An 11,208-nucleotide genomic window follows, 5' to 3' on the forward strand; every position below is an offset into this window, starting at 1 on the left:
GCCAATGGATGGCTGGAAGCTGGGATAATTTTTGTGATTCTATCTTTAATTCCTTTATCAAACCCCAAACTGCTTGATAAATTTTATACTTATAACGCTGATTTCCTTAGATAAGTGTAATAATAAATACTTGCTGGCCGGATTACTGGCACAGACAGCTTCTAAGCAATAAGCATTAAATCATTTAATCCAAATCTTCTTAGGATATTCTCAGAAGATAAATTGTGGTATCAACTAATCACATTTTTGTAATAAAAACTACTTTATTTCTCAGTATGAGTGTTCGGCGATCGCACTTTTTTTGGGGTCATCTAACAAAATCGCATTGCTCCCGTTAGGAACTTCAAATTGACTCAACTTTTCAATCAGTTCCACAGGAGTTTCCCCTACTAAAACAATGTTTCTGTGTTCAGGGCGAATAAACTGCTCTTTTGTGGCATGGTTGAGAAAAGAAATCAATCTGTTATAAAACCCGTCAATGTTTAATAGTCCACAAGCTTTGCGATGAAAACCAAGTTGAGTCCAAGTGACAACTTCACAAAACTCTTCTAATGTTCCTAGCCCACCAGGGAGCGCAATAAAGCCATCAGCTAAATCAGCCATAAGCGATTTACGTTCGTGCATGGAGCCGACAACTCTGAGATCGCTTAAACCAGTATGTGCAACCTCCTTATCGACTAAGGCTTGTGGCATGACACCGATAACTTTTCCACCAGCAGCAATCACAGAGTCAGCGATAGCCCCCATCAGTCCTACTTTTCCCCCACCATAAACAAGGGTAATTCCACGCTGTGCCATTTCACTACCAAGACTTTGTGCCGCCTCAAGGTAGCTATTGCGATTACCAAAATTAGAGCCGCAGTAGACACAAATACTTTTCATCAATTTATTCTTTTGAGCCAACTGTCAAAAAGCAGTCTAGCAGAAACGGTACATTGATTTTAAATATAAAAACCTAAATCAAACTCAACTTTCATTTTCAGTGCGATCGCCTCTAGCAGAGAGTGGGAATGTGAAATAAATTATGTCCAGATGTAGCATTGCTATGTCTGGACATAAAGATATGTTTTACCTTTACAAGAAATTAGTTTTCTCTGTAGTAATCAGTGCTTGTGATGATGTCGCATAGCTTTATGGATTTTCTTGGAGCGTTCTTTCTGGGCTAATTGCGATCGCTGGTCTTGTTTACGGACAAGATAGTTGAGTTCTTTTTGCAATTTTTGGTAGTTGAGAAATCTGGAATAATCAAGTTCACCTTCAAGCAATGCTTGTTGCACTGCACAACCGGGTTCGTGGTTGTGTTGGCAATTACGAAAGCGACATTCTGCGGCTAAGGCTTCGATATCTGCAAAGGTTCCTTGCAAACTTTCATCACCTGCCCAAATTTGAATTTCTCGCATTCCTGGGGTATCGATAATTAAGCCACCTGAAGGCAGTAATATTAATTCTCGATTTGTAGTTGTGTGTCTACCTCGGTCGTCACCTTGGCGTACAGGTTGCACAACTTGCACAGATGCACCCTTGAGTTGGTTGCTGATAGTAGATTTACCTACGCCAGAAGACCCTAACAAAGCAACTGTTTGTCCTGGTTGGAGGTATGCTTTCAAAGCATCCAGTCCTTGATTCGTGGTAGCACTTAATATCAAAATTGGTACACCAATGGCAACGGCTTCAACTTCAGATATACAGTCATCTAAATAGTTGCACAAGTCAGCTTTATTCAAAACGATGACTGGATTTGCCCCACTTTCCCAAGCCAGAATTAAATAGCGTTCAATTCTTCTGGGGTTAAAGTCACCATCTAGTCCACAAACCAAGAATACAGTGTCAATGTTAGCTGCAACAATTTGTTCTTCGGTTTTACTACCAACTGTCTTGCGAGAAAATTTGCTTTTTCTCGGCAAAATTCCATGAATGGTAGCACGTCCTTGTGACTCTCGCGCCTGCATGATAACCCAGTCCCCAACAGCAGGAAAGTCTTGTGCTTTAGTTGCTTGATGTCGCAGTTTACCTGTAACTTCTACTGTGAGTTCGCCTTGTTCGCTGTAGACGATGTAAGTATTTCTGTATTCAATAGCAACCCTACCAACGCAAAATCCTTGTTGGCGATAGGGAGCGAAACTGTGAGCAAAAAAGTTACTCCAGCCTAAAAAGTCCAAATTCATTGATATTTCCTCGATGTGTGCTGTTTGCTATGTACAAAGCGCACAGAGGCTGACACTTTTGTAGATGATCTCTAGTGTCTGTAAATTCGAGTATCATTCCTGTAAATAGAGGACTGAACGCAAATCTCTGCGCCTTGTGTTGGTTTTATTGAAGAGAACCCGGACGGCTAGCAAGTCAGTCATTAATTCTTCCTCTCTTATGTATTACAGTCATAATCTACATTACTACATTATCTCATTATTGGTCGCAACTGTCGAATAGCTTGAGCTACCGCTTGCGCTACATCTTGTACTGTTTGCTGGATGACTCAACAGCCGTACTCATGAAAATTTCGGTAATGGGTTTGGGCAATCGCTCTACTTAGGCACTTACCAGTAATAAAATGTCCCGCCCTGCGTTTTGCCTTTCAGGCGGAACGCCCACCATCGTGGGGTTTACAAGAAATATATTTGATAGGGCGGGACATTTTATTTTTTGGATCTCCCTTAGTTGTGGTTTGGTCGGGTCATACTCCACCGCGATCGCCGGACGAATACCAGATTGCACCATGCCAGCTTCGATACCACCACCCCCAGCAAACAGTACAACAGCGGTTGGTGCATTGGCTGGAAGGATGGTTTTGCCAAAATGTTGCTTTTTGGCTTTGGCTTTCTTGATGAAGGCGATGATGTCTTCCCTGGTAGCCCCTTGTCGGGAGCAACGCCCAAATTAAAGGAACTGCACTCCAAGGGATGGAACCGATAGAACGACCTTTCCACACTTCCTGTACTTTTTCTTCCCAGTTATACCCCCAATGCCAATGCTTGGGGTTCTGTGGATCGCGTTCACCAATGACACGGGGGTATAATGCTGTTGAACCGTCTTGTAGCTTTTTAGTTTCGAGGTACTGGTACAGACATCCTTGACTACGAATAGGTGAGTGTTTAAGGTCGTCCTTTAAGAATTTTTCGAGTGTCGCAACAGACATTGCCTGTGCCGATTCACCCAAAGCAACCCTAGTTGTAGTCATAAGCTTTGGGTAAGTATCGGTTCTAGTCGTTCTGGTAATACAATCTCTGTATTAAACAACCCTTGCTTGCCAATGATGGGTATAGGCTGAACAATCCGCCTGATGTTGTCCAATTTCCATGCCATACGCCCGATTCGCCAATCACCAGTATCAAGCTCTGAAAGCGACTGTTGGTTAATGAAAGCCTGGGTCATAGAAATACAAGCGGTTAGCTCTACCAGAGCTACGGCACAACCAAAAGGTAAATCATCCCACTCAATATAGTTATCAGTGTCAACCAGTATTTGTTGATACTTCTCAAAGAGATAGTTATGAGTGAGTTTTTGGGGAGTGCTAGTTTTCTTAGCCGCACAAATTAACAACGGCCCTCTGTAGCTAGTAGACCAAGAACGGGTTTCATATTTTTTCAGACCCATCGGAATGAGAGAAGCCCAGGGCTGATGCAGACTGATAGCTTTGATGATGGTTGTACTCACAGTTTAAAACCCCCGACCGCAAGATAAATTCTTGAATCTGGTAAACTGGCTATCAAACAAAAGCTTGACTGTCCCAGTAGGGCCATTGCGCTGCTTACGAACGATTAACTCAGCAATGCCACGATCTGGGGTATCGGGATTGTGCATTTCTTCCCTGTAAAGCATGATGACAACATCACTGTCTTGCTCAACTGCCCCACTTGACCGCAAATCGCTCAGTATTGGGCGTTTGTCATTGCGGCTTTCAACTTCACGGCTTAACTGCGATAAAGCAAGTACTGGTACATCCAAATCTTTGGCGAGTTTCTTCAATCCCCGGCTAATTTCACCAACCCGCTCGGTCATATTAGCCTTGGAGTCAGCCCCTTCAGCCATCAATTGCAGGTAATCCACAACCACAAGCCCAACACCACCGTAATGAGACGATATTCGGCGAACTTGGCTACGGATTTCATTGAGGGAAGGGCAAGAGTTATCGTTGATGAAAATCGGCAGTTCGCTAAGGGATGCGATCGCCTGACTTAGAGGTTGCCACTGGTTGTTAGAAACGCGCCCAGTTTCAAGAAAATTGTTTTCAATACCCGATTCACTGCTCAAAAAACGTTGCACATACTCATCGGTAGACATTTCCAGGCTGAAGACACAAACAGGTAATCGGCTTGTTTGAGCCACCGTCAGAGCGAGATTACCAGCCAAAGCAGATTTCCCAACAGAAGGACGAGCAGCCAGAACGTACAACCGCCCTTTGCGAAAGCCACCGCCGAGTAGAGTGTCCAAGTCATAAAATCCGGTGGACACGGCAGGACTAGCAGTACCAGCGTGACGTGCTTCAATCTCGGTGAAAGCATCAGCCAGAGAATCGGAAATGTGGACTAAATCTGTGGCAGAATGCTCAGACGCAATTGAGTAGACTTTTTGTTCGGCTTGGTCAAGGACAATCGGTAGTTCGGTTTCAGTTGCATAGCCAAGTTGAACAATCTCAGTTCCCGCTTTTATCAGCTGCCGTCTTTGGTATTTTTCCATCACCAAATCGGCGAAAGCATCGATGTTGATAGCTGACACAGTACGGTCAAGCAGAGTTGCGAGTTTGTTGCGCCCACCAACGCGGAACAACAGACCGTTGTCAGACAACCAACTGGTTATGTAAAGCAAATCTGTCGGGTTACCTTGGTTGTACAATCGTTGTGCTGCTTGGTATATGTCCTTGTGGGCGTTGATGTAAAAGGCATCGGCAATGAGGTGATCGCTGATTCGGCTCATAGCATTTGGGTCGAGCATAATGCCGCCGAGTATTGCTTCTTCAGCTTCAATGCTTTGTGGTGGCAGGCGGTCTTGTTGGGATGAAAAGTTTAGTTCTTTGGTCATGGTTTACCTCGGTTAGGAAATCAAGGAGAAGTCGGAGGTCGGAGGTCAGAAGTCGGAAGTTAAGAGTGAACAACAGGGGCAGAGGAACCTTTTAAGAAACGAGAATGTAGAAATAAACTACTTCCGACCTCGATTCACACAGCTTGTGGGTAAAGATGTGCATACATTTGGGGATAATTGATTTGCAACCAGTTCAACCAACCATCAGTAGCACCTGTGTATTGTTGGTCGTAGCGGGTACTGAATTGAGCGATCGCTCGATCCGTGCCGACTTTATCCCCAAGGTCAAGTAGTTCGCAGAATGTCGCTTTGTGCCACTCAAGAGAGCGATTCGAGTAGTAGCCAATGGGTTGGTCAGTGGCTTTTGATTCTTCAGTTTGTGGTGCAGCAGACTCCACAACTTTTGACCAATAGCCCAGCAGTTCTTCTAACCCGCCCTTGGTTGCTTCCAGATTGCCAATGGACTTGATGACTGTGGGGATTTTTTCTTGCCACTCGCATTTACTCCACTTAGCTCTCTCTTTGGCTATCAACTCTACTAAACGGCGATCGCAGGTTTGGTAAATCTTGTCCCTAGTAGCAGTACGCCAGGGGAAGCGCCAGCCACGCAATTTGATTTCGCTGCGGTAAACGGCAGGCAACGGTTCAGATGCCATAATACCAGGGTCGAGTAGGACAAGATTTAGCAAATCCTCAATCGATTGGAATTTTGGTTTTTTAGCCTTATTCATTTGTTCGGGATTATCGAACAAGCCGGGGACTGTTGACCCAGATGCAGGATTTTGGGTTTGATGCGAAGTCTCGGATTTTTTGAACAACGGAGGCGAAGATTCGGGAATTAGTTCTTTTTCCTGGTTTTGTTGTCCTGGTTGTCCAGACTCTTCACACACACTTTCATGGGAAGGGGGTGCTGTACTTAGTGTGAGTTCTTTAGATGGGATTACCTTAATGGGAATACCTTTGTGGGTCAAATTTGACCCCACCCCCCGTGCAAAATTGACCCCACCACTGGGGTCAGATTTAACCCCACCCCCCGTGCAATTTTGACTGGGGTTAATTTTGATTGGGGTTTCTTTTGTTGTCTTGATTTGTGAGCGAAGTAATTGAACTTGGTCAGGAGAAACCCAACACGAAGGTGGAGTAAGAGTATAAATGTTGGTAGTTCCAAGCCGTTCTTGTATTTCAATCATTCCTGCGGCTAGTAAAAGCTTGATGGCATTCTTAGCAGTTTTGAGCGCCATGTAACAATGTTTTGCCATGTTAGGAATAGATTCAAAACAACCAATTGTACCTGCTCTTCTTTGGATATGTGCGTACAGCCTAAATTCTGATGATTCGAGTGGATAATCATCAAAGAAACCAGGAATAAAAACTCCAAAATCTGGGCGGCTATTTAATTCATTTACTGCTAAACTCATGGTGATACACCTCACTAAATAAATTGTCTTCCCTCGGTTTACTTCCAACAATCGAGGGATTTGTTTTTAATCAGCAATCGAATGTGGGAATTTTTTAAAGCGCAGTTGTTCAGGAAATTTACCTCATTAATTTGAAATCAGATAACAGGTACAGTAATGGCTAATAAAACACCTCAAACTGAATACGATTCGCCCTGGAAGCAGATGTTGCAGCTGTATTTTCAGGACTTTATGCAATTTTTCTTTCCTCAAGCCCATGCTCAAATTGATTGGAGCAGAGGTTTTGTGTTTCTCGATCAAGAGTTACAGCAGGTAGTCCGGGATGCGGAATTAGGAAAGCGACTGATTGATAAATTGGTGAAAATATATCGCATCGGAGGCGAAGAATCTTGGCTGTTGATCCATGTCGAAGTCCAAAGCCAAGAAGAAACAGATTTCCCCAGACGTATGTTTGTATACAACTATCGAATTTTCGACCGTTACAATCGCTCTGTTGCTTCTTTAGCAGTGCTTGGGGATGACAACATCAAATGGCGACCAAATCAATTTGGTTATGAATTATTTGGGTGTACGGTTGATTTTCAGTTTCCGATAATCAAGCTGTTAGACTATCAACAAAGGAGGAGAGAGCTAGAAGCTAGCCGTAACCCGTTTGCTACGGTGGTGTTAGCTCACTTGGCAGCAGTACAAACCCGCAGTAATAGGTTGCAAAGGAAACAATTAAAACTCGCTTTAGTTCGTCGGCTGTATGAGCAGGGGTTTGAACGCGAGGCTGTGATTAACCTGTTAGTTTTTATTGACTGGATGCTGACGTTACCATTGGATTTAGAACTAGAGTTTAAAACAGAAGTTGAACAATTGGAGGCACAAGTGCGTATGCAGTACGTGACATCATTTGAGCGAATTGCTCGTATGGAATCTTTGTTAGAAGGGATTGAAGTCGGTTTGAAACTGAAATTTGGTACTCTTGGTTTAAGCCTATTACCAGAAATTTCCACTCTTGAAGATGTCGAGCAATTAAGAGCAGTTCTCAAAGGACTAGAAACTGCAAGTAACTTAGATGAATTGCGTTCCTTGTATCAGCCAACAACCGATACTCCGCCAGAAAATTAGCATTATTTATTTGATATTTGGTTTTCAAGGTTCGGTAGACTTTAAGTGCCGAAATTAGCATTAGTTACGCACTCAATGAAGTACTGTTATCTGCTTCCCCCTACGTGCGGTCGGAATGTAAGATTGATTCGTGTGCTAACGACTTTGTTCGTCTTTGGAACTTGATGCACATGAGTAGATTGACAATCAGGATGCATCACCAGCAGACTCCCGTGTTCCAACCAGAAATCAGTAGGCTTGCCACCGATGGGCTTGATTTGGAATTTCCTCACTGAACCTAAACTAATGGAAGCGATCGCCGGGGCAATTCCCATCGAAGCCTCACTATCGCTGTGCCAGCCGATGCTATCTTGGCCACTTCTGTATTGATTGCCGATGACGATGCGGAAGCTGTAACCAGTAGCAGCAGTAATGGAGTCACGTAATTTAGCCAGAGCGTCTGTCCAAGGCAGGGGTTTGAGTAGTACACTCTTGGAGTAGAGGTAATCACAGCCTTCGTCGCCATAAATACATTCGAGGCGCGGAACGGGCATTGTTTTACCAACCATACGTATTTGGTTTTGTTGCCATTGCAGTTGTTGGCAATGTTGGTAAAGTTCGTCGGCTTCTTCCTTGTTCAAGAAATCTGGATAGTAACTGACTGGTAAAACAGCGGTTGGTTCATCAAAAAGCGACATCTGTTTCATAAATATTCCTCTTTGGCGATCGCTCTTACAATTTCTTCCGCACGTTCTTGTGAAATAGCCTGTTCGGGATTCTTGTAAAACCCAATAATTTGAGATTTGGGACGTACAATAATGCGCTGTGTGGTTGTACGTTTATCCCACACGAAGCACGAAATGGTAATGTTATCCGTAGCCCAACGAGTACCCCGTTTGTCCTTGCGAAAACAAAAGCGGGGCAGCGTCAGTACAAGTGACGGCGGATATGAAGTTAGGAAATCTGCACGATCATCACAGGGTTCGAGAAAGCTGGTCAAGAGAAAAGCGGCTACACCTACACGAGCTTTGTGGTAGGCATTCTTGATAATTGGTGCAGCAAATTCAGCGTATGGTGGATTAGTGCAGATCCAATCGCAATCGGGGAATTTAGCCCAAGACTCGGCTAATGTTGCATCCAGATGAAAATCTGCTCTCTTGTAAGGATCGATGTCGTTAGTCCAGATATGTTCTGTGTGCGGCCACACATTCAACAAAGATGCGATCGCCCCCATCCCAACGCAAGGCTCACCAATGACACCAGATAATCGGACATGGCGCAGGAGTTCAGTTGTGAACCATGAGGGCGACTCGTAGAAGTTCAGAGGATGCCTGCTGACAGTTTCAATAACAGTCGTCTGGGGTGTTAGTAATGGTGTGACTGTCATGCTGCTTCCTCTTCAAAATCTACAAGGTTTTGATTGTTCACAATCGTTGCGCTGATGGATTCAAAGTCAACTTGAAAGATGTTAAAATCAACTGTCATTTTTCCAGAGTTATAGCGGTCAACAATATACTGTTTGATTGCTTCTTCACAGAGAAAATCTGGTACTTCAATATGAGCTTCTTGGTAGACTTTTTCGACTACTTGAACGATAACTTTCATAAATTCTCCTCAAACTGAATTCGGCTTAAAGTTTGTAATTGTGCAGCCAGTGTGGTTAAGAAATCTTGGAGTTCTTCTGTTGCTTGCTCTTTAGTGATTTCTTTCTCAGAAATGTAAAGTTTCCTATTTCCACAGGTAACTTCTACACGGGTGGTATTAATTGCTGGTGAAGTCAACAAAGTTAAAGCGAATTCTTCATATCTACAGAAGTAAAATTGACGGTCTTCACCCAAAGATTGCCCTTGCTGCCACTTGATAACTTCTGCATCACCATCACCAGCGAGTTCAAATTCGACTTCTTCAATTGCAACCAACGCCATTGCTACACAAGCTTTTTCTGCTGGATGGGTGGAGTTCTGCATTCGATAGTTCTGTGGGACTGTATAGCCTTGGATTCTGTAAAAGACTTGAGCAAGTTTTTCAATGAGTGCGTCTTTTTGAAATAGTCCGAGTTCCATATTTTTGTTGTTGCTTGTACTAACTAGTTTAAAATTATGAGCAATTAAAATACAATGTTTTGTCTATTCCTCCTGTTTTAACTATGGAGCCATCCTCTAAAATCTCTCCTTCAACAACATTTAAGGAAACTTCAGTTGTTTTATCGGTAATAGAAGGGGATTGATTGATATAAGGAATAGCCCCTCTGTCTAGATAATCTTGACAAGAATTATATTTATTAACCCCGCTAACTAATGGATAGTGATAAAAAGGTTTATCGCCTTCAAGAACTAATATTGATGCTGAGTAAATTTTCATCTTTTATCTCTAACAACATTCATTAAAGTTATGGCTATTAACTGTTAACCAATGACCATCAAGCAGTAACCACAGCTTTCTTAGAGAATGCCCCTGCTTGCTTTAGGGCAGTCACCGGATTCGGATGTGCGAAAAACTCCTCAATTGCTTTGGTTAAACCAACAACCACCATAGGGTCATGACAGGCATACACGTAAACTGATTGTTGAGTACCGTTAACCAAGCGATCCTCTTGGCGATCGCCCAATTGAGGGTAGAATGTCCTTACCCATGTACCCAGATGCCCCCGGTAATGCGTACCACTCAGAGGGACTTTCTTACCCAACTGGTTCTCTGCAAAGTTGACCACGCCCAGCCAGCGTTCTTTTGAAGGAGTCAACATCTTCCGGTTGTGTTCGGCCAGAAGATTAGCGGCATAGTCCTTCACCTGCTGTTCCATGTACGGGTTGAGTCTGCCACCAGTTAACTCGGCTAAAGTTTTCATCGCTTGGACAAGAGTATGCAATCGCTGTTCAACTGGGGGCAGGGCTGGCGCAGTAATTGGTGATGACTCCGGTGTAATAGTAGGCACTGCTGCAACCAAATCTAGAATAATAGTTCTGACTTGACCTGCAATCTCAGATTCAGTTAACAGCATTGCGATTCTGAGTGTGCCTAAAGGTGAAAACACCCTAGCTTGGGATGTTCGGGATGGTAGCTCCAACTTGGAGCGAGCATCGGATAAGTCGTTCCCTGTCAGCTTTTTGGTTTCGTTAGCCCGAAACTCTTTACTGTTTCGCTCGTAAATATGCTTAATAGCTTGTATAGAACATTGGAAGTAATTGGCTAACTGTTCAACCGTTGCCCAGCCTGAGCCATTCCAAAGGGCAAACACAAGAGCCTTTGCTTTACCCAGGACTTCTTGGGCGCGTGTATCGTTCAGGTTGGTAATTGCAGATGTCCTTAACGAAGGAGATTCGGTCAAAACACTTTGATTTAATGAAAAACTCATCTCGGCTCCTTTGTAGAAAAACTACAGGGCTTGTAATTAAATACAAACTCGAATTAAATCTGTCTCGCCCACCAACGGAAAACGAACGGGTGCAGCCAGTGGTTGAACCAAAGCCGGGGACATCAGTTCTACAACGTAAAACCAAGCGTTATTCACCAGCACAATCCCCAGAACCAAACGCTGCTTTGTGGCATGGCTGTCAAAACGAAGCATGACGCGATCGCCAAGTACAAAAGCAGGTTTTCTCAAGTAAGTGGACTGTAATCGTCCCGTACCGATGATTTCCCGTTTAGTGACGTAGGATATTGAGCGATCATCGACTGCGATAGC

Annotated in this window: 14 protein-coding genes; 1 reads left to right on the forward strand and 13 read right to left on the reverse strand. The window is 43.7% G+C overall.

The features are described 5' to 3' along the window. Nucleotides 1-270 precede the first annotated feature (270 nt). From H6H03_RS37840 to H6H03_RS37865, 6 genes are all read right to left on the reverse strand, one after another. Nucleotides 271-882, reverse strand: a complete 612-nt coding sequence (locus tag H6H03_RS37840) for an LOG family protein (protein ID WP_190960132.1) — start codon at nucleotides 880-882, stop codon at nucleotides 271-273. A gap of 221 nt (nucleotides 883-1,103) precedes the next feature. After that, a complete protein-coding gene (gene rsgA / locus H6H03_RS37845; protein WP_190960133.1) occupies nucleotides 1,104-2,165 on the reverse strand; it encodes a ribosome small subunit-dependent GTPase A in 1,062 nt (353 codons plus the stop codon). A gap of 506 nt (nucleotides 2,166-2,671) precedes the next feature. Further along, nucleotides 2,672-3,175 (reverse strand): hypothetical protein, encoded by a 504-nt coding sequence (locus H6H03_RS37850; protein ID WP_242058196.1) that lies wholly within the window; start codon nucleotides 3,173-3,175, stop codon nucleotides 2,672-2,674. Further along, a complete protein-coding gene (locus H6H03_RS37855; RefSeq protein WP_190960134.1) occupies nucleotides 3,172-3,651 on the reverse strand; it encodes an ASCH domain-containing protein in 480 nt (159 codons plus the stop codon). Before H6H03_RS37855 ends, H6H03_RS37850 begins: the two co-directional genes overlap by 4 nt. 3 nt (nucleotides 3,652-3,654) lie before the next feature. Continuing rightward, entirely contained in the window at nucleotides 3,655-5,016 is a 1,362-nt protein-coding gene (dnaB, locus tag H6H03_RS37860; RefSeq protein ID WP_190960135.1) for a replicative DNA helicase, read from the reverse strand. 134 nt (nucleotides 5,017-5,150) lie between these two features. Then, complete coding sequence (locus H6H03_RS37865; RefSeq protein ID WP_190960136.1) at nucleotides 5,151-6,434, reverse strand: hypothetical protein; 1,284 nt, start codon at nucleotides 6,432-6,434, stop codon at nucleotides 5,151-5,153. A gap of 156 nt (nucleotides 6,435-6,590) precedes the next feature. Here H6H03_RS37865 and H6H03_RS37870 point away from each other — a divergent pair, with 156 nt between their 5' ends. Continuing rightward, the gene (locus H6H03_RS37870) at nucleotides 6,591-7,547 is read left to right on the forward strand and encodes a cytosolic protein (protein ID WP_190960137.1); all 957 of its coding nucleotides are present in this window, start codon (nucleotides 6,591-6,593) and stop codon (nucleotides 7,545-7,547) included. Nucleotides 7,548-7,633: 86 nt separating this feature from the next. Here H6H03_RS37870 and H6H03_RS37875 read toward each other — a convergent pair whose 3' ends face one another. From H6H03_RS37875 to H6H03_RS37905, 7 genes are all read right to left on the reverse strand, one after another. Then, nucleotides 7,634-8,233 (reverse strand): alpha-ketoglutarate-dependent dioxygenase AlkB family protein, encoded by a 600-nt coding sequence (locus H6H03_RS37875; protein WP_190960138.1) that lies wholly within the window; start codon nucleotides 8,231-8,233, stop codon nucleotides 7,634-7,636. Next, nucleotides 8,230-8,913 carry a hypothetical protein gene (locus H6H03_RS37880; protein WP_190960139.1) on the reverse strand — a complete coding sequence of 228 codons (684 nt, stop codon included), beginning with the start codon at nucleotides 8,911-8,913 and terminating at the stop codon, nucleotides 8,230-8,232. The genes H6H03_RS37875 and H6H03_RS37880 overlap by 4 nt, the downstream gene beginning before the upstream one ends. Further along, complete coding sequence (locus H6H03_RS37885; protein ID WP_190960140.1) at nucleotides 8,910-9,131, reverse strand: hypothetical protein; 222 nt, start codon at nucleotides 9,129-9,131, stop codon at nucleotides 8,910-8,912. The genes H6H03_RS37880 and H6H03_RS37885 overlap by 4 nt, the downstream gene beginning before the upstream one ends. Next, nucleotides 9,128-9,589 (reverse strand): hypothetical protein, encoded by a 462-nt coding sequence (locus H6H03_RS37890; RefSeq protein WP_190960141.1) that lies wholly within the window; start codon nucleotides 9,587-9,589, stop codon nucleotides 9,128-9,130. Before H6H03_RS37890 ends, H6H03_RS37885 begins: the two co-directional genes overlap by 4 nt. A 34-nt stretch (nucleotides 9,590-9,623) precedes the next feature. Next, entirely contained in the window at nucleotides 9,624-9,887 is a 264-nt protein-coding gene (locus tag H6H03_RS37895; RefSeq protein WP_190960142.1) for a hypothetical protein, read from the reverse strand. A 58-nt stretch (nucleotides 9,888-9,945) separates the two neighbouring features. Next, on the reverse strand, nucleotides 9,946-10,878 hold the full coding sequence (locus tag H6H03_RS37900; RefSeq protein ID WP_190960143.1) for a hypothetical protein: 933 nt from the start codon (nucleotides 10,876-10,878) through the stop codon (nucleotides 9,946-9,948). Nucleotides 10,879-10,914: 36 nt separating this feature from the next. Continuing rightward, nucleotides 10,915-11,208: DUF1392 family protein (locus tag H6H03_RS37905; RefSeq protein WP_190960144.1), on the reverse strand; the 294-nt coding region annotated here is incomplete at its 5' end.

The organism is Nostoc paludosum FACHB-159 (assembly GCF_014698835.1).
GTDB lineage: Bacteria > Cyanobacteriota > Cyanobacteriia > Cyanobacteriales > Nostocaceae > Nostoc > Nostoc paludosum.

What these genes read in the sequence shown, in the direction of transcription:
- H6H03_RS37885 (WP_190960140.1), bottom strand. Translation starts at nt 9,131, where the DNA reads ATGAAAGTTATCGTTCAAGTAGTCGAAAAAGTCTACCAAGAAGCTCAT.
- H6H03_RS37895 (WP_190960142.1), bottom strand. Translation starts at nt 9,887, where the DNA reads ATGAAAATTTACTCAGCATCAATATTAGTTCTTGAAGGCGATAAACCT.
- H6H03_RS37840 (WP_190960132.1), bottom strand. Translation starts at nt 882, where the DNA reads ATGAAAAGTATTTGTGTCTACTGCGGCTCTAATTTTGGTAATCGCAAT.
- H6H03_RS37900 (WP_190960143.1), bottom strand. Translation starts at nt 10,878, where the DNA reads ATGAGTTTTTCATTAAATCAAAGTGTTTTGACCGAATCTCCTTCGTTA.
- H6H03_RS37890 (WP_190960141.1), bottom strand. Translation starts at nt 9,589, where the DNA reads ATGGAACTCGGACTATTTCAAAAAGACGCACTCATTGAAAAACTTGCT.
- H6H03_RS37875 (WP_190960138.1), bottom strand. Translation starts at nt 8,233, where the DNA reads ATGAAACAGATGTCGCTTTTTGATGAACCAACCGCTGTTTTACCAGTC.
- H6H03_RS37865 (WP_190960136.1), bottom strand. Translation starts at nt 6,434, where the DNA reads ATGAGTTTAGCAGTAAATGAATTAAATAGCCGCCCAGATTTTGGAGTT.
- rsgA (WP_190960133.1), bottom strand. Translation starts at nt 2,165, where the DNA reads ATGAATTTGGACTTTTTAGGCTGGAGTAACTTTTTTGCTCACAGTTTC.
- H6H03_RS37850 (WP_242058196.1), bottom strand. Translation starts at nt 3,175, where the DNA reads ATGACTACAACTAGGGTTGCTTTGGGTGAATCGGCACAGGCAATGTCT.
- dnaB (WP_190960135.1), bottom strand. Translation starts at nt 5,016, where the DNA reads ATGACCAAAGAACTAAACTTTTCATCCCAACAAGACCGCCTGCCACCA.
- H6H03_RS37880 (WP_190960139.1), bottom strand. Translation starts at nt 8,913, where the DNA reads ATGACAGTCACACCATTACTAACACCCCAGACGACTGTTATTGAAACT.
- H6H03_RS37870 (WP_190960137.1), top strand. Translation starts at nt 6,591, where the DNA reads ATGGCTAATAAAACACCTCAAACTGAATACGATTCGCCCTGGAAGCAG.